Source organism: Acidiphilium sp. 34-64-41 (genome assembly GCF_002282635.1).
In the GTDB taxonomy this organism is placed as follows: domain Bacteria; phylum Pseudomonadota; class Alphaproteobacteria; order Acetobacterales; family Acetobacteraceae; genus Acidiphilium; species Acidiphilium rubrum.
In genome coordinates this window covers 1-17,747 of record NZ_NCJX01000047.1, presented here as the reverse complement: position 1 = coordinate 17,747, position 17,747 = coordinate 1, and the positions used below count along the sequence as shown (strand labels likewise).

Sequence of the window (17,747 nt, the reverse complement as noted above, 5' to 3'; positions counted from 1 at the left end):
AATCGAAGCCCAACTCGCCGCCATCAAGCGCAAACCACGTCTCGTGCAATCATTCTTCAAAGCACCAAATGTCGCCTATATTACCGACTGCTGAGTAAATCCCGGCTGCGTTATTCGACGACGAACGGAGAGATCATGCCCGATATTCATCAACGCGCACCCTTATCACCAGATCTGCTGCGGCGGATGGATGGCTATTGGCGGGCGGCAAATTACCTGTCGGTCGGGCAGATCTATCTGAAGGACAATCCGCTGCTCGATGTGCCGCTGACGCTTGCGCATATCAAGCCGCGGCTGTTGGGCCATTGGGGCACCACGCCGGGGCTCAATTTCATCTATGTTCATCTCAATCGGATGATCACCGAACGCGATCTCGACATGATCTATATCGCCGGCCCCGGTCATGGCGGACCCGGCGTGGTGGCGCAGACCTATCTGGAAGGCTCCTATACCGAGCGCTACCCGGATATCGAGCGCAGCCGCAGCGGGCTGCATCGCTTATTCCGGCAATTTTCCTGGCCTTATGGCATTCCCAGCCACGTGTCGCCGGGCACGCCAGGTTCGATTCACGAAGGCGGTGAACTGGGGTATTCGCTCGCCCATGCCTATGGCGCGGCGTTCGATAATCCGGGGTTGATCGTCAGCTGCGTGATCGGTGATGGCGAGGCCGAAACCGGCGCGCTGGCGACCAGCTGGCATTCGAATAAATTTCTTAACCCGGTGCGCGATGGCGCGGTACTGCCGATTCTTCATTTGAATGGCTTCAAGATTGCCAACCCGACCGTGCTCGCGCGCATCACGCCCGATGAACTGGACGCTCTGCTGCGCGGCTATGGCTATGATCCGCATGTCGTCGCCGGCGACGATCCAACGCTGATGCATCAAGCGATGGCGGCAACGCTCGATATCGTGTTCGACAAGATCCGCGCGATCCAGACCCGGGCTCGTACGGGCAGCGACGGCGCAACGCCGGAACGGCCGCGCTGGCCGATGATCGTGCTGCGCAGCCCGAAGGGCTGGACCGGGCCGAAATTCGTCGATGGTAAACCGGTCGAAGGCATCTGGCGCGCGCATCAGGTGCCGCTCGCGGATTTCAAAAATCCTAAGCATCTCAGGCAACTCGATGAATGGATGCGCAGCTACCGACCGGGCGAATTGTTCGATGCGCAAAGCAAGCTGCGCGATGAATACGCATCGCTTGCCCCCACCGGCCATCGCCGCATGGGGTCCAACCCGCACGCGAACGGCGGTGAGGTACTGGTCCCGCTGGTGATGCCGCATCTCTACGATCATGGAGTCAGCGTGCCCACGCCCGGTTCGGTCACCGCCGAGGCGACAAGGGTGCTTGGTGGGTTTCTGCGCGAGGTGATGAAGCTCAATCTCGCGGCCGCGAATTTTCGGCTGTTCGGGCCTGACGAGACCGCCTCGAACCGGTTGGATGCTGTCTATCAGGTCAGCGGCAAGGAATGGATGGCGGCGACCATCGCGACCGACACCGACCTGAGCGCCCAGGGCCGGGTGATGGAAATTCTGAGCGAGCACATGTGCGAAGGCTGGCTCGAAGCCTATCTGCTCACCGGCCGGCACGGATTATTCTCCTGCTACGAAGCGTTCATTCACATCATCGATTCCATGTTCAACCAACATGCGAAATGGCTCAAGGTCAGCCGCACCATCGCCTGGCGCAAACCGATCGCTTCCTTGAATTATCTGCTCACCTCGCATGTCTGGCGGCAGGACCATAACGGGTTCTCGCATCAGGACCCTGGTTTCATCGATCATGTCGCCAACAAGAAGGCGGATGTCGTGCGGATCTACCTGCCGCCGGATGCCAATTGCCTGCTCTCGGTCGCTGATCATTGCTTGCGGAGTCGTAACTATATCAATCTGATCATCGCGGGCAAACAGCCGGAGTTTCAGTGGCTCACGATGGAGCAGGCGGTGCGCCACTGCACCGCCGGTGCGAGCATCTGGGACTGGGCGAGCGATACCGCGGGCGAGCCCGATGTGGTGATGGCCTGCGCCGGCGATGTGCCGACGCTGGAGACCATGGCGGCCGTGACGTTGCTGCGCGATTATGTGCCGGACATTCGCATCCGCGTGGTCAATGTGGTCGATCTGATGGCGCTGCAACCGCAATCGGCGCATCCGCACGGGTTGGACGACCGGGATTTCGATGATCTGTTCACCACCGACAGGCCGGTGATCTTCGCCTTCCACGGCTATCCCGCGATGATCCATAAATTGGTCTATCGGCGGCATAATCACGATAATTTCCACGTGCGCGGCTATCAGGAGGAGGGCACCACGACCACGCCGTTCGACATGGTGGTGCTGAACAACCTCGATCGGTATCAGCTGGCGCTCGATGCGATCATGCGCATCCCGCGCCTGCACGGCGCGGTCGAAGCCGCGACGGCGCGGTACTGGACCACGATGGAACGCCACCGGCTCTATATCGGCGAGCACGGCGAGGACATGCCGGAAGTGCGCGACTGGCGGTGGGCGCGATGATGGGATGATCCGGCGCCGCGCGTTCCGATAATGCGACGCCGGACAATGCCGTGCAGCCCAACGCTCCCGGCGTTTGACCCCGCCGTGCGCCGACCCTAAACCCAACCCATGACCGATCAAGACATCAAATCCCCCACCAGCTGGCCGTTCCGTGAGGCGGAGCGCGTCGCCCAACGCCTCGCCCGCTCGGGGAAAACCCATGCGCTGTTCGAAACCGGCTACGGCCCCTCCGGCCTGCCGCACATCGGCACCTTCATGGAGGTTGCCCGGACTTCGTGGATTCGCCTCGCCTTCACCAAACTGACCGGTCTGCCCTCGAAACTGCTCGCGTTTTCCGATGATATGGACGCGCTGCGCAAGGTGCCCGGCAACGTGCCCCAGCAGGAGATGCTGCAAGCCTATATCGGCCAGCCGCTCACCCGCGTGCCGGACCCGTTCGGCACCCATGCGAGCTTCGGCGCCCACAACAACGCAAGGCTGCGCAGCTTTCTCGATGGTTTCGGCTTCGAATACGAGTTTGCCTCCTCGACCGAATACTACACCACCGGCCGGTTCAACGATGCGCTGCGCGTGGTCGCGGCGCGGCACGATATCATTCGCGACATCATTCGCCCCACGCTCGGGCCGGAGCGGCGCGCGACCTATTCGCCCATTCTGCCGCTGCACCCGCGCACCGGCGTGGTCATGCAGGTCGCGATCGATGCGGTCGATGTCGATGCCGGCAGCGTCACCTGGCGCGATCCGGAGACCGGCGCCGTGTTCGAAACCTCGATCTACGATGGTGCCGCCAAGCTGCAATGGAAGGCCGACTGGGCGATGCGGTGGTATGCGCTCGGGGTCGACTACGAAATGTCCGGCAAGGATCTGATCGATTCCGTGCGGCTCTCCAGCGCCATCGTGCGCGCGATGGATGCCGAGCCGCCGGAAACCTTCACCTATGAATTGTTCCTCGACGACAAGGGGCAAAAAATCAGCAAGTCGAAGGGCAATGGCCTCTCGGTCGAAGAGTGGCTGAACTATGCCCCGGCCGAAAGCCTCGGCCAGTTCATGTTCGCCTCGCCACAGCGCGCCAAGCGCCTGTTTTTCGACGTGATCCCTCGCGCGACGGATGATTACCTGACCAGCGTCGATGCGCTGTGCGCGGGCACCGGCACCGCGGAGGATAATCCCGCCTGGTTCATCCACGGCGGCACGATCCCCAATTCATCCGGCAGCCCGGTGCCGTTCGGCATGCTGCTCAACCTCGCCTCGGTGGTGAACGCCGAAACGCCGGACATGCTGTGGGGCTTCATCCGCGCCTACCGGCCGGACGCAAACCCGGAAGCATCGCCGTTTCTGGCCCGGTTGGTCGATTTCGCGGTGAAATACTACCAGGATTTCGTCAAGCCGACCAAGCGCTACCGGGCCGCAACCGAGCTCGAACGGGCGGCGCTGCACGATCTGGCCACGGCTCTCGCCACCACGCCGGCCGATGCCGATGCGCTGCAAACCCTGCTCTACGATGTCGGCAAGCGGCATGCCTTCGCTTCCCTGAAGGACTGGTTCGGCTGCCTTTATCAGGTCCTGCTCGGCCAGTCCGAAGGTCCGCGCTTCGGCGGCTTCATCGCGCTTTACGGCGTTGGCCCGACCATCAGCCTGATCGAACAAGCTCTGGCGCGCGAGCAGGCTGCCGCCGACTGATCACGCGCTCGAAGATCGCGCGTTGCCCGGCGCTGATCTCGCGCCAGCCATGCGCCTCGGCATAGGCGCGGGTCGCGGCCCTGGCCGGCGGATCGGCCAGCAATGATTGCAACGCCGCGGCAAGGGCAGCCGGCGTGAAATCCGCAGCGACCAACCCGGCGGCGCGCGCGCGCACCACCTCGTCATTGCCGGCGGCCGGTGAGGCCACCACCGGCGTGCCGCATGCCATGGCTTCGAGCAGCACGTTCGCCCACCCCTCCCGGCTCGAGGCGAGCACCAGGCAAGCCGCCCCGCTGTAATACAACGGCAGCCGCGGCTGCGGCATCGCGCCGACCAGCCGCACCCGTGCGGCGACGCCGCGTGACTTCGCCAGTTGGGTCAACCGCTCGCGCTCCGGCCCATCACCCGCAATCACCAGGTCATGCCCGGCGAGCACGGTATCGGCGATTGTGGCAAACGCCTCGATCACCCGATCATGTCCCTTGCGCGGGATCAGATGCCCGACCGACAGAATATAGGGGTTTTCCAGCCCGATCGCGGCACGCGCCGCCGCGCGGTCGAGCGGGGTGAACAGCGTGATATCCACCCCATTGCGCAGCGTGGTAATGGTTGCCGCATCGGCACCCAGCGCCGCCACCCCGCGGCCGAGCGCATCGCTGACCGTGATCAACGCATCCGCCTGGCGGATCGCCGCGCCGATCAGCCGGCGCGGCCGGGCGAAATCCGGCCATTGCGTCACATCCGACCCGCGCGCCGTCAGCACCAGCGGCAGCGAAAATTCCCGCGCCAGCCAAGCGGCGGCGACGCCATCGGGATAGAGGTAATGCGCATCGATCGCATCCGGCTGATATCCCTCGGCGATCAACCGGCGCAGCGCGGCCCTGAGCGTCCAGTACAGGGTATGCGGCGTCAGCGCCTGGCCGATGCGGGGGATCGCGACATAGCGCGGATGCCGCACATCGATGCCGAACCGCGTCTCGCGCGCCGGTGCCGCGGCGTGGCGCGCCCAGTCGCCCAACCGCGCCACGCGGATCGGCATCCAGGCCACCGGCGCGAGCACGACGCTTTCGACCGCCTCATCGGCCAGCAGATGCCGCAGCCTGGTTTCGACGAACACGCCGTGCGAGGGCATCGCGTGATTTGGAAACAGCGTGGAGATCGTGACGAGCCGGAGCGTCATCGCCTCCGGTCGCCGACCGCGCGGTCCCGCCAGGATGCGCCGGTACGGCGCGGCGCGGTCTTGGCCGGCTCGGCGGCGGGCGGCGTTGGATCCTCCGCCCAGTCGAACGGCGACCATTTGCGCTTGGCACCGGGCGCGCCGCGGCCTTCCTGCGCGACCCAATAGGCGAGCCAGACGATCGCAAACAAACCGGCGAGAAAAAAGAGACCTTCCATGTCCGACTATCCCTGCACGCCGCGCCGGCCGCGCCACGCGGGCTCGATCGCGCCGGGCACCGCCGGTTGTAGCACGCGGCCGCTCGACCGCACTTCATTGCGTGCCGGCACCCCCTGCACGATCACCCCGAGCGCGCCGACCATAATCAGCAGCGTGTAGAACAGGCTATAGTAGCCGAGTGACAGGAACGAACCGCCGACCAGGAACGCGATCATCGACACCTCGATCATCCGGCATAATTCATCGATCCACCGCAAGGAGGGATCCCCCCTGGTTCGCCAGCGGATGCGATGCAGCTTGATGACGCTCACCACATTCAGGGCGATGAAAATGAACAGGAGCGTGAAGCCGCCCTGGCTGACGATTTGAAACCAGATACTGTGGGTCGCGCGCTGGTTAGCGTCAGGATAATAACGATGAATCACCGTGGGTGTGGCAGTCGCCTTGAATCCCGCGCCAACCAGCGGATTGGCAAGCGCGATGCCGAAGGCCTGGCGCCACACGGTCAGCCGGTCGTTGGCGGAATCCGAGTGGTGAAAATGCTGGATGCTGTGCATCCGCGCCACCCATTGCGCCGGCATGAAACTGATGGCGACGGCGAGCCCGATCGCGATCAGAACGCCGGATTTTATTCGACCTTTGCTGTTCCACCACAGAAAGGCGCTCATTGCGAACAGGGCGAGCAGCCCGCCGCGCGAATAGGTGCCGACCACCGCGATCACGGTCAGCAGCATTGCGATCGTCAAGCCGATCCGCACGATACGATGCGCAGAAATGACCCGTAGATAATTCATCAGCGGCAGCACCGTCAGCAGCCCGACCGCCAACTGGTTGTTGTCGCTCAGAATGCTGTTGGGCGGACCGTAGACATGATCGTTGCCACCGCTCAGCAGCGTGAACAGCCCGCCCTTGACGCCATAATAGCCGATCGCCAGCACGATCAGCCACACGAGCGCGTGGATCCGCATGCGCGTCGTCATCAGCGCGCCGACCAGCAGCAGAAATCCTAGCGACTTCAGCAGATCGGTATAGACCGGCAGCACGATCGTGCTCGGCGCCTGGGCGAAGATGGTGCTGATGGTCGCCTGGAGCAGAAAGGCGATCACCAGAATCGTCACGCCGTTGAACGAAAACTTCTTCGGCTCGTGATTGATGACGCAACCCACCACGGTTGCCAGCGCCACGATCAGCGCGACCGGCAGGGCGCCGGTGATGCCGTAGGTTTCCTGCTGCGGGCTCATGAAGGTGAAGCATTCGTAGCCAACGACGCCGGCCATCGGCTTCATCAGCGCCAGAACGGTCAGCGCCGCCAGAAACGCCAGCAGGATCAGGCTATGGAGCATGTGGCGTGGCCCGTCCGATCGTCAGCTCAGGATTTCGTGAGGCTGGCATCGAGCTTCTCCGCCGCCGACCGGTCCGGGAACGGTGCCTTGTTGGCCAATACCGGCTTGAGCACCGCGGCGGCTTTGGTCTTGTCGCCGGTTTCGGCCAGCACGGTCGCGTAATGATACGCGACACTCGGGTCGTTCGGCATGCCCTGATGCGCCTGATCCAGCAGTACCAGCGCCTGTGCCGTATCGTTCGCCTGCTTGGCAAGAATCCAGCCGAGCGTATCGGCGATCTGCGGCGTCGGGCTGATCGCATAGGCGCGGGCGGCCAGACCGGCGGCAGCTTTGTCCTTCTGCTTGCCAGCGATCCACGCGAGGTTGTTCAGCGCCAGCACATCGTTCGGTGCCTTGTTCAGCGCACTCTGATAATGCGCCGCAGCGCCCGGCAGGTCGTTGGCCGCCAGCGCGACCTGCCCGGCGGCATTTTCCAGCGCCGGCGACGGGCCATAGGTCTTGATCGCGGCATCGAGCGTCGCCCTTGCCGCCTGCGGATCGCCGCTGATCGCCTGCGCTTCGGCGAGGTTAAGCGCAATCTGGGCGGAGGGATGCGATTGTGCCGCCGCCCCCAGCGCCGCAACCGCCTGCTTGGGCTGGTGATTGGCGAGATAGAGCTTGCCGGGCAGCACCAACGCCGCCGGCTGATGCGCAGGGTCCGCCGCCAGCTTGTTGGCGGTCGAGAGTGCCGCCGTCATGCCGCCTAGTTTGAACGCGAGCCCGACCTTGGTTTGCAGCAGCGTCGGGTTGGTTGGTGCCAGGTTGAGCCCTTCGGTGAGAACCGCATCGGCGCCGGACGGATCTTTGGAACTGACATCGAGCCGGATCAGCGCCAGCCTGGCGGCCAGGTTTTGCGGATTCTGCTTGATCAGCGCGGCCAGATCGGTCTTGGCACCAGGCACATCCTTGCGCGCGAGCGCCACCTGCGCCTGCGCGGCCAGGATCGTCGGGTTGTTCTGCAGCTTCGGGTCGACGCCATCAAGCAGCGCCTTCGCCTGATCGAGTTTTTTCAGGCGGATATCGAGGCTCGCGATATCGGCGATAAACACCGGATTATCGGGGGCCGCCTTGTGCGCAGCCTGCAGAACCGTATTGGTTTTGGCAAAATCGTTGGTGCTCGCGAGCAGCGACGCCAGGGCCGAGACCGCCGCCTGATTGGTCGGGTCGGCCTTCACCGCCTTGGTCGTCATGGCGATCGCCTCGGCCTGATGGCCCTGCAGCAGGGCGATGTGGGCGAGGCCGAGCATCGCGCCGACATTGCCCGGCTGCGTCTTCAGCGTGGTCTGATAATCCGCCTGTGCCGCCGGCAGGTCGAAGGCGGCGAGATGCAGTTCCGCCGCCAGCATCGCGCCGGCGGCTGGGCCTTTCAGATGATCGAGCTGCGCGATCGCCGCGGTTGCAACCGGTTGATTGCCGCTGGCGATCGCCGCCTGGGCAAGTGCTGCCTGCAAAATTGGATCGGACGGGCTGAGCGCCACCGCCTTCTGAAACGCCGCCGTCGCGCCATGCACATCGCCGATCGCCAGATCGATCTGACCGAGATGTGCCAGCGGCTCGGGACTTTTGGGCGCCAGGCTGGCCGCCAGCGTCAAATCCGCCTTGGCCTGCACGATATTGCCGATCGCCTGTTCCGCAGCGGCATGCAGCATCGTCATGCCGAAATCCTGCTTCGCAGCCGCACCTGCGGCCTCGATCGTCGACAGGGCGACATGTGGATGATGATTTTTCAGCGCCAGTGCCGCGAGCAGGCGCCGCCCCGCCGGATCGCCCGGCACATGCGCCACGTAATGCGCCGCATCCTGCTGTGCCGCGCCGAACTCACCGAGATGCAGCAGCGTTTCCGCCTGCAGGAAATAGGCACCCGGCAGCTCCGCCATGATCGGCGACAGACGTTGCAGAACGGCCTGGGCCTGTTTCCATTTCTGGTGGCTGACATAGAGGCCGGCTTGCAGGTAGAGCGCGCCGACCGAACCGGGGGCGAGTTTCAGAACCGTGGAAATCTCCGTCTGCGCCTGCGCAGGCTCGCCGGCGGCGATCAGCGCATTCGCCAGGGTCAGCCGGGCGGTCAGATCGCTCGGGTCCTTGGCCAGCAGCGCATTGAGCGCGGCGATGGCGTCTTTCGGCTGGCCGCCCGCAAGCGCTGCGCGCGCTTCCGCGAGCACCACCTGGTGATCGTTCGGGTCGAGCGCCTTGGCGTGCGCAAGGTCGTCGGCCGCGGCCTTGGTATCGCCGTGGCTGAGCGCCGCCGTTTGCAGCGCCAGCCAGACGGCGGGCAGTTTGTCGTCGAAATTTTTCGCCTTGGCGAGGTCCGCCGTCGCGCGATCCGGCTGGTGCAGCGCCTGTTCGGCGGCGGCGCGGCCAAGTTCGATGCGGGCACCGGCATTGCCCGTTGCCGTGCCGAGCGGGAAATCATGCAGCAGATCGATGTAGCGCCGCTGCGCCAGATAGGAATCGAGCAACAGGGTCAGCGCACGGTTGGGCTGATAGTGCGCAGCGCGCGCAGCGCGTGCCTCACGTTCGGCCGACACCGGACTGCCGAGTGTGAGATCGAGCTTCGCCAGCATGAAATTGGCCGGGCCATCGGTGGTGTGGTTGCGCAGGTAATTGCGGAGCACCAGCATGGCGTCGCGCGGCTTGCCTTGCGCCATATAGCCCTGCGCGCGCGAGACCGGATCGGCATGGGCGAGGCTGATGGCCGAGAAGGCCAGCGGCGTTGCGAGGATAAGACTGCGATAGAGATGTTTCATTGGGCTTCTGATTCCGTAATCGGTTCGGATTGGTCGTTCGAATATCCGGCTTTGACGAGATCGGCGATGCCGAGCGACTCGATGAGTGCGTAGAGCGTCGGCCGGCTGACGCCGAGCCGCCGGGCGGCCGTGGCGATCGAGCCCTGCGAATGCGCGATGGCGATCTGGATCGCCTCACGCTCGGCGCGCTGGCGGGCGGTTCGTAAATCGATCACCGCGGCATCGGCCGGCGCGAGTTCAAGGTCGGCCGGTTCGACAAAGCGCCCCTCGGCCATGATCGCACCGCGCCGGATGCGATTTTCCAGCTCGCGGATATTGCCCGGCCACGGATGCGCCGCGAGGGCCGCGACCGCCTGCTCCGATAGGCCAATGACGCGCCGGCCGGATTCCCGGGCGAACCGGGCGAGGAAGTAGCGCCCGAGCAGCACGGCATCGCCCGGCCGCTCGCGCAGCGGCGGAATGCGCACCGAGACGATGTTGAGCCGGTAGAACAGATCCATCCGGAATTGCTGGGTTTCGACCCTTTGTTCCAGGTTCTGGTTGGTCGCCGACACGATGCGCGCATCAACCGGGATCGATTTCCGCCCACCGACCCGCTCGATCACGTGTTCCTGCAGGAAGCGCAGCAGTTTCACCTGCAGGCTCATCGGCAGGTCGCCGATTTCATCGAGGAACAGCGTGCCTTTCTGCGCGAGTTCCACCCGGCCCAGGGTCTGGCGCACCGCGCCGGTGAAGGCACCGCGCTCATGGCCGAACAACTCGCTTTCCAGCAGATGCTCGGGAATCGCGCCGCAGTTGATCGCGATGAACGGGCCGCCGGCGCGCGGGCTGAGGTCGTGCAGGGCGCGCGCGAGCACCTCCTTGCCGGTCCCGCTGTCGCCCAGCAGCAGCACCGGCACATCGGTCTGGGCGAGTTTTTCGATGTCGCGGCAGATTTTCAGCATCGAATCCGCCGCGGTGATCACGCTCTTGATCGGGCTGGACCCGGCGATGGCACCGAGCGCGCGGTTCTCCGCCTCCAGATCGAACAGGCGGAACGCACGATCGACGATCAGCCGGAGCACATCGATATCGACCGGTTTTTCATAAAAATCATGCGCGCCGTGGCCGATCGCGTGGATCGCGTTGCGCTTGGCGCCGTTGCCGGTCGCAACGATCACCTTCATGTCCGGGCAGATTGCCAGCAGATCGTGCAGCGTCGCGAACCCCTCGGTCACGCCATCCGGGTCCGGCGGCAGACCAAGGTCGATCACCGCGACCGCCGGGCGCTCGCGTTCGAGCACCGTCATCGCCTCTGCGCGGGAATTGGCGGTCAGCACGACGCGGCCGGGAAACGCCCAGCGGTATTGCCGGCAGAGCCCGTCGTCGTCTTCGACGACCAGAAGTTTGTCGCGGTCCGGAGCGGTCATGCGAGCAGGAGTTTCACATTGTGAGCGGCCGGGTCAAGGATGGGAAAGGTCAATCTGATCACGGTGCCGGTACCGACGGTGCTGGAAATCGTGAAGGTGCCGCCCGCAGCGTGCACGAGTTCGCGTGCCTGAAACGCGCCCAGCCCGAAACCGGTGGCTTTTGACGAGGTGAAGGGGCGAAACAACTCATCGCGGATGAAGCTGTCGGACATGCCGACGCCACGATCCGTAATCGTGATCGCGAGGGTCGTGGCCGCGTGCTCGACCTGGACGGACACGATTTCGCCGGCGGCCGAGGCTTCGATCGCGTTGTCGATCAAATGGTTCATCACCGCATCGAAGGCGGCGGGCTCCATCGCGATGTCGCCGCTGCGGTCATCGATGTCGAGCACCACGCCGACCGCGCCCTTCGACCACGCGGCCGTCCCGAGGCCGCGCAGCCGGCCGGCCGCATCAAGGCGCATCGGCGGCTGGATTTCCGGCGATTTCAGCCGCGTCAGCATCGACTGGATTTTGCCGACCGAGCCGCGCAGGGTCGCCATCATGTCGTCGCGAAATTCGGGATCGTCCATATGATGATCAGCGTTCGAGACCAGCAGCGCGAGCTGATTGGCGACGTTCTTGATATCATGCGCGACGAAGGCAAAGCGCTGCCCGGCCGCGGCAAACCGCCTGGCCTCGGCCAAAGCCTCGGCGGCGCGGCGCTCGGCCAGCATCAGGGAAATCTCGCGTGCAATGACTCGCAGCAGCGCCAGGGATTCATCGCCCAGCGGGGCGGCAACCCGTGGTGCGCCGAGCAGAACCATGCCGAGCGGCACCGAGGACCGCGGGTCGGGCAGCGACACCGCGAGCCAGCAGGCCGGCTCGGTATCGATCGTGATCGGCGGTGCTGCCGTGTCGAGCCGGCAGAAACCGTCGCGCGCGAGGGCTGCGGCCAGCGGATGGGCTTGATCGATCGGCGTGTAGGGGCTGCGCATGTTCCACTCGCCCGCACTCGTCAGGGTCAACGCCTCGGATGCGGCATCGCGCAGCAGCAGCACGCCGGAGGGGCTGTCGATCGTATCGGCCAGCGCCTTGATGACCCGCTGCGGCAGCCCGCCCTGCTCGACTGCCGCGAGAGTTTCGATGCACCGGAGCCATTCGCGGCGGTAATCATAGCGCTGTGCGAAAAAATTTGTCACGATCGTGTGACGCAGCTTCGAGCGGGCGGAGCCCGAACTCGCGAGCACCGAAACCAGCACGATGCCGGTGAACACCAGCGCGATTTCGAGCACCGATCCCCAGTCGTTGCCATAGTGACGCAACAGGCTGCCGGTGACGCCGAGCCCGACCAGGAAGGAGCCGCCCAGGATCAGGCTGCTGGTATAAAACGCGGCGCCGTGCGACATTTGCACCTTGTTGCGCCAGCGGCGCATCCGCCGTTCAGTGCCAATGAACAGCGGCAGCACGATGATATACACGATGGCCTGCGCCTGGATCAGGCTGGCCGCCAAGCGCTTGTGGATGATGGCATCGCCGTAGAGCAGGAAGGTAAACAGCGCCATTGTCGCGATCGCGATGAGCGGCAGGTTGATGTGCCAGCGAATATCTTCATCGGCGTTGCGATAGATGTTTTCGATCAAGATCAGAGTGACCAGGGCGAAAAACAAGCGTGCCTCGATCACGAGCCCATCGAGTTGAAACGAGGCGGTCAGGCCGCCGAGCGCGGCAACCACGGCGCTGGCGATGCCAAACCCGATCATGATGCGGATGGCGGCGCGCATCCGCGAATCCGGCGCTGCGGTGAAGCGCCGCTCGAGTGCGCCGAGCGCGCCAATCCAGCCGGCGGCCTGCAGGAACCAGGCGGCATCCTGCAACAAGGGCGCACGCAGGAAGCTGGCGGCCCAGAGTGCGGTCAGACCGGCCGCGATCGCGACGCCCGTGGTGCGCCGCCAGGCGAATAGTCCGACACCAAGGATCGCGTAGGTGATCGCGACGCAGGCATAGACGATTGCGATGATCGTCATGGCTGGACCTTCGCCCGCCGCGGGGTCAGCGAGCGCCTTCTCGCAAGAGGATGACGCGAATCGTCGCGACGCAAATCCTGAAATCCATCATAAGACTGCGATGCTTAATATAGTATAAATCGTAAGCCAGTTTTCGACGCGCATCCTCGACCGAGGCACCGTAGGGGTAATTCACCTGCGCCCAGCCGGTAATGCCCGGCTTGGCAACGCTGCGGTCGCGGTAGTGCGGGATTTGCGCTGCCAGATTATTGACGAAATGCGGCCGCTCGGGGCGGGGGCCGATCACGCTCATCTCCCCCTTCAGGACGTTGAACAACTGGGGCAGTTCGTCGATCCGCAGCAGCCTGATGATCGCCCCGATCCGCGTGACCCGCGGGTCACGCTGGGTTGCCCAAACCGGCGCGCCAGCTTGTTCGGCATCGACCCTCATGCTGCGGAACTTCAGGATTTCAAAAGGCTGGCCGAACAGCCCAACCCTGGTCTGGCGGTAGAATACCGGACCTTTGCTGTCGAGTTTGATCGCCAAGGCGGTTGCCAGCAGCACCGGGGCCGTGAGCAGCATGATGATCAAGCTCAAGACGACATCGAAGCCACGCTCGATGATACGGCGCGTAATGCCGCCGCCCAGCGTGTCGCCATAGGCCAGCCAACCGTTCGACAGCAGATCGATGTCGATCGATTTGGATGAGATTTCCCGGAATTCGATCTCGTTGAGCACACGAATGCCCGCGGTACGGCATTTGATCAGCGTCTGATCGTCGACCAGCGGACGAAATTCTGATGGAACCACAATCGTTGTCACGCCCTGGCGCTTCAGTTGCTGCGCATCAGCGTTGCGAAAGTTTTCGCAGGTGATCGAAGTAATCTGTCTGGGGGGCGTGCCAGGCTGCTGCGCCCTGATGTCCCCGAATGATACAATTGCCGAATTTGCTGAGATCATGGCGTTACGAAGCGTCCCCGAATGAAAATTATGATTCAAAAATATAACATAGACATCGAAAATGTTTTTTGCGTTAACTTCCCACCAATCTCACCGAAAAACTCATTCTAGCGTCACCATATAGCGACCGATCTAGACCAAAACAGGTCGCACGGAGCGTCTCTCATTCGAAATCAGACAGAGAGCATCCGAGCATGACCCGCAGCGACCCAGGAAAAGTCAAGCCTTCGTTGCTTAAGTCTCTATTTATGGATACGTCTCTAAAACCGTAACGCATTTTAAATTTTGAAATAAAACTTTGCGAGTTGTAGCGTCGATATTGACAATGGTATTAGATTAACAAATCATCGCATCTACGTCAATTGCGGACGGCTGACAGTGAAAAATTTGTCTTTGACACCCGCCCAAGAAAGGCATATTGTAAAAAATTACGAAACTGATAATTTAAATTGATATTGGAACTGTCTCAATTTTAAGACGTTTATGAGGTTGCGTTTTTCACGATGTTAACGCATCTCGTTATCAGCTATGCTATTATCTCAGTTAAAAGGCCGCCGCCACGATAGGCTGTGGATCGCTGCATGCATTCAGTTGAGAGAATTTGATGAAAAATACACATATTGAGCGTGGTCAGTTGTCGGGGTTGCAAATGCATCTACAATCGAACGATCAAGAGCGCCTCTCTTTTAACAATTCCGTCATTTCAGCCAGTCTCAGGCGCCGGCGACTCAACCGCAAGTGGATTGCGCCAGTCGTGGTCGGACTTGGTCTGTTGTCGCTGTCGGCCTGTACCGCGACGGATGGAGCGTCTGTGCGGCCGCCTGCCGCCTCGACCGCCGCTTTGCCCTACCGGATCGGGCCTGCAGATACGTTGAGTGTGTTCGTGTACGGTGCGCCTGATCTGAGCGTGCACGGCATACCTGTCCGCCCGGATGGCCGCATCGCCATCCCGCTGGTGCCCTCGATCGTCGCGGCCGGCAAGACGCCGCAGGAACTCGGCGTTGAAATCACGCATAAACTGTCGAAATTCGTGCGGGACCCCAATGTTACCGTCATTGTCGACAGTTTTCACGGTATGATGGGGTCGGAGATCAGAGTGATCGGCGGCGGCTCCAAGCCGATCGCGGTGCCCTATGTCGATCATATCACCATGCTGGATCTGGTGACCGATATGGGCGGCCTGCCGAAATTCGCCGCCGGGAACGACGCCTATGTGATCCGCCGCACGCCGCAGGGCGACCGGAAAATTCCGGTCAGGCTCGGGGCGCTGATCAATCAGGGCGACATGTCCCAGGATATCCCGCTCATGCCGGGCGATATTCTGGTCATTCCGCAAACAATGTTCTGAGGCCGACCGATGGATGAAGTCATTGCGCTTGGGTTGCGCGTTGCGGGTGGGGCATGGCGCAAACGCTGGCTCGGCATCGCGCTGGCCTGGGTGATCTGCCTGATCGGTTGGGCCGGCGTGATGACGCTGCCGCCGAAATATGAATCGAGCGCGCAGCTTTACGTCGCGGCCGATCCGGTGCTGACGCCGCTGCTCGAGGGCATCGCGATCAACGGCAACACGCGCGAGGAGTTCAGCCTGCTGCAGCGCACCCTGCTGAGCGACCCGAACCTCAATACGCTGCTCGACAAGACCGGTCTCGGCCTCAATGCCCAGGGCCCCGGCGCGCGTGAAGCCATGGTCCGCGGGCTGCGCAGCCAGATCGAGATCGTGCCGCAGACCGATAATCTGTTCACCATCCACTACCAGAGCCCCAACCCGAAAAAAGCCTTCGAAGTGGTGCAGGGGCTGGTGAATATTTACGTCGAGCGCGCATCGGTCCGTAACCAGGGCGACATCGACAATGCCAGGACGTTTCTGGATTCCCAGATCACTTATTTCCACACCCAGCTGAAGCAACTCGAACAGCGCCGCGCTTCGTTCCAGGCGAAATATCTGCAGTTGCTGCCGGGTGCGAACGGTGTGTCGGCGTTCGAGCAGGAACAGGCGAAAGTTCGCCAGTTGAACGGCGCGCTCGAGGACGCGGTTGCCGAACGCAGCATCGTCGAAAAACAACTGGCGAGCACGAAGCCTTTGCTGACCGGCGCGCAGGCGATGTCGAGCAGCGGCGGGGCAGGGCTCGCCGCGGCGGAATCCCGGCTGGCAGAACTCAAGCAGCAATATACCGATGCCTATCCCGGCGTCGTCGCGGCACAGCGTCAGGTCGATGCTTTGAAGCGGATGGCAAGCGGTGGTCCCGCGGCGGGCGGCGTTGCGACGCCGGCTATCGCGAACCCGGTCTATGAGCAATTGCGCCTACAACTCCTGAAAATCGACACGGCGCTGTTCTCGTTGCGCCGTCAGATCAAGGCCTCGACCGCCGAGCGTGATCGTTTGTCGGCACTGGCCAAATCGCAGCCGGGCATCGAGGCGAAATACATCAATCTCGATCGCAACTATTCGGTGCTTCAGAAGGAATACCACAGCCTGATCGAGCGGCGCGAGGCGATGCGCATCGGTGCGGCCGCCAATGTCGATGCCAACCGCATTCAGTTGCAGGTCATCAACCCGCCGCAGGTGCCGCGTCTGCCGGTCGGCCCGAACCGCCCATTGCTGCTGAGTGCCGTGCTCGTGCTCGGCGTTGGCGCGGGTGTTGCGGTGGCGGCTCTGCTTGCCGAACTTGAAGGGCGCTACGAGACGCTCGATGATCTGAAAAAGCTCGGCCTGCCGGTGATCGGCGGCATCTCCGATATTCGCAAACGGGCCAGTCATCTGGGCCCGGTCCTGCGGGTTGCCGGTGCCATGGCGCTGTTGTTCGTCATTTTCAGTGGATTCATGATTGGAAGCGTTCTCATGCAGAGGTTCGCATGATCAATAGCAAAACGCCGCGTCACCTCGCCGAGCGTGTCGCGGCCGAGTTGCTGCCGGACGCGATCGCGGGACTCGATCGCGCCGCGGCCCAGGTTGGTCCGCTGCCGGTTGCCCCCAAGGACCGCGAGACGACGTTGCGGCCGGTGCCGGTGGAACTCGTGCCGCCGCGTATCGAAGTGCAGGCACCGGTACAGCGCGGCGAAATCATCTCACGTCAATCGATGGAGGACGCCGGCATGGTCGTCGCTCGCGGCCGCCGCGATCAGGCGGGTGAAGAATTCCGGATCGTGCGCCAGCACATTCTGCAATCGATCGGCGCGATGGGCGGCAAGGCGGATGGTCCAGGTGCCGTTTGTCCGAATGTCGTGATGGTGACCAGCGCGAAACACGGCGAGGGCAAGAGTTTCACGGCGCTCAACCTCGCGAATATTCTTGCCGAAGGCGGCGATCGCCCCGTGGTGCTGATCGATGCCGACATCGGCGGCAATTCGCTGTCGCGCCATTTCGGCCTGGAATCCCGGCCGGGACTGCTGGATCTCGCGGTATCACCGCGCCAGCTGGCCAATGCCCTGGCGATTCCGACCGAGCCCGATAATCTGACGTTCATCCCGATCGGCGGCGGCGCCGATGGCGACGAGCGGAGCGATCTGTCATCGCGGCAACCTGTGCGCGCCCTGGTGGAGCGGTTGGCGACCCAGTTTCGTGACAGTATATTGGTGGCTCTTATAGCGTTGCCTGTTGATATGGTCCGAGACCGATGGCACCGAGGATCAAGGCGTCGGGTGTTACGTTCTGTCCCAGCGCTTCCAGCGTTCT

The 17,747-nt window shown here is 63.1% G+C and carries 12 protein-coding genes; 5 read left to right on the top strand and 7 right to left on the bottom strand.

Annotated elements, in window-relative coordinates; all coding sequences use genetic code 11:
- Positions 1-135 precede the first annotated feature (135 nt).
- Together B7X49_RS11075 and B7X49_RS11070 are read left to right on the top strand one after the other, a co-directional pair.
- Complete coding sequence (locus B7X49_RS11075) at positions 136-2,514, top strand: phosphoketolase (RefSeq protein WP_286704539.1); 2,379 nt, start codon at positions 136-138, stop codon at positions 2,512-2,514.
- A 108-nt stretch (positions 2,515-2,622) separates the two neighbouring features.
- A complete protein-coding gene (locus B7X49_RS11070; RefSeq protein WP_286704538.1) occupies positions 2,623-4,194 on the top strand; it encodes a lysine--tRNA ligase in 1,572 nt (523 codons plus the stop codon).
- Here the strand turns inward: B7X49_RS11070 and B7X49_RS11065 are convergent.
- Genes B7X49_RS11065 through B7X49_RS11035 form a run of 7 tightly spaced genes read right to left on the bottom strand, consistent with a single transcriptional unit; the run spans position 4,145 to position 14,074 of the window.
- On the bottom strand, positions 4,145-5,374 hold the full coding sequence (locus B7X49_RS11065) for a glycosyltransferase (RefSeq protein WP_286704537.1): 1,230 nt from the start codon (positions 5,372-5,374) through the stop codon (positions 4,145-4,147). The genes B7X49_RS11070 and B7X49_RS11065 overlap by 50 nt on opposite strands.
- On the bottom strand, positions 5,371-5,589 hold the full coding sequence (locus tag B7X49_RS11060; protein ID WP_286704536.1) for a hypothetical protein: 219 nt from the start codon (positions 5,587-5,589) through the stop codon (positions 5,371-5,373). The genes B7X49_RS11065 and B7X49_RS11060 overlap by 4 nt, the downstream gene beginning before the upstream one ends.
- A 6-nt stretch (positions 5,590-5,595) precedes the next feature.
- Positions 5,596-6,933, bottom strand: coding sequence for a putative O-glycosylation ligase, exosortase A system-associated (locus B7X49_RS11055; RefSeq protein ID WP_286704535.1), 1,338 nt, complete (start codon positions 6,931-6,933; stop codon positions 5,596-5,598).
- Positions 6,934-6,959: 26 nt separating this feature from the next.
- Positions 6,960-9,719: an XrtA/PEP-CTERM system TPR-repeat protein PrsT gene (gene prsT / locus B7X49_RS11050; protein ID WP_286704534.1), complete on the bottom strand. Its 2,760-nt coding sequence runs from the start codon at positions 9,717-9,719 to the stop codon at positions 6,960-6,962.
- Positions 9,716-11,128: a PEP-CTERM-box response regulator transcription factor gene (gene prsR / locus B7X49_RS11045; RefSeq protein WP_286704533.1), complete on the bottom strand. Its 1,413-nt coding sequence runs from the start codon at positions 11,126-11,128 to the stop codon at positions 9,716-9,718. The genes prsT and prsR overlap by 4 nt, the downstream gene beginning before the upstream one ends.
- Positions 11,125-13,134, bottom strand: a complete 2,010-nt coding sequence (prsK, locus tag B7X49_RS11040; protein WP_286704532.1) for an XrtA/PEP-CTERM system histidine kinase PrsK — start codon at positions 13,132-13,134, stop codon at positions 11,125-11,127. The genes prsR and prsK overlap by 4 nt, the downstream gene beginning before the upstream one ends.
- Positions 13,135-13,159: 25 nt before the next feature.
- Positions 13,160-14,074 (bottom strand): exopolysaccharide biosynthesis polyprenyl glycosylphosphotransferase, encoded by a 915-nt coding sequence (locus tag B7X49_RS11035; RefSeq protein ID WP_286704531.1) that lies wholly within the window; start codon positions 14,072-14,074, stop codon positions 13,160-13,162.
- An 811-nt stretch (positions 14,075-14,885) separates the two neighbouring features.
- Between B7X49_RS11035 and B7X49_RS11030 the strand changes: the two genes are divergently transcribed.
- The 3 genes from B7X49_RS11030 to B7X49_RS11020 form a co-directional block, all read left to right on the top strand.
- A complete protein-coding gene (locus tag B7X49_RS11030) occupies positions 14,886-15,422 on the top strand; it encodes an XrtA/PEP-CTERM system exopolysaccharide export protein (RefSeq protein ID WP_286704530.1) in 537 nt (178 codons plus the stop codon).
- Between the two features lie 9 nt (positions 15,423-15,431).
- Positions 15,432-16,931 (top strand): XrtA system polysaccharide chain length determinant, encoded by a 1,500-nt coding sequence (locus B7X49_RS11025; protein WP_286704529.1) that lies wholly within the window; start codon positions 15,432-15,434, stop codon positions 16,929-16,931.
- A partial coding sequence (locus B7X49_RS11020) for a P-loop NTPase (RefSeq protein ID WP_286704528.1) occupies positions 16,928-17,747 on the top strand: 820 nt, incomplete at its 3' end. The genes B7X49_RS11025 and B7X49_RS11020, both read left to right, overlap by 4 nt.

Coding starts and splice junctions, on each gene's coding strand:
- B7X49_RS11065 (WP_286704537.1), bottom strand. CDS start 5,374: ATGACGCTCCGGCTCGTCACGATCTCCACGCTGTTTCCAAATCACGCG.
- prsK (WP_286704532.1), bottom strand. CDS start 13,134: ATGACGATCATCGCAATCGTCTATGCCTGCGTCGCGATCACCTACGCG.
- B7X49_RS11055 (WP_286704535.1), bottom strand. CDS start 6,933: ATGCTCCATAGCCTGATCCTGCTGGCGTTTCTGGCGGCGCTGACCGTT.
- prsR (WP_286704533.1), bottom strand. CDS start 11,128: ATGACCGCTCCGGACCGCGACAAACTTCTGGTCGTCGAAGACGACGAC.
- prsT (WP_286704534.1), bottom strand. CDS start 9,719: ATGAAACATCTCTATCGCAGTCTTATCCTCGCAACGCCGCTGGCCTTC.
- B7X49_RS11025 (WP_286704529.1), top strand. CDS start 15,432: ATGGATGAAGTCATTGCGCTTGGGTTGCGCGTTGCGGGTGGGGCATGG.
- B7X49_RS11060 (WP_286704536.1), bottom strand. CDS start 5,589: ATGGAAGGTCTCTTTTTTCTCGCCGGTTTGTTTGCGATCGTCTGGCTC.
- B7X49_RS11035 (WP_286704531.1), bottom strand. CDS start 14,074: ATGATCTCAGCAAATTCGGCAATTGTATCATTCGGGGACATCAGGGCG.
- B7X49_RS11070 (WP_286704538.1), top strand. CDS start 2,623: ATGACCGATCAAGACATCAAATCCCCCACCAGCTGGCCGTTCCGTGAG.
- B7X49_RS11075 (WP_286704539.1), top strand. CDS start 136: ATGCCCGATATTCATCAACGCGCACCCTTATCACCAGATCTGCTGCGG.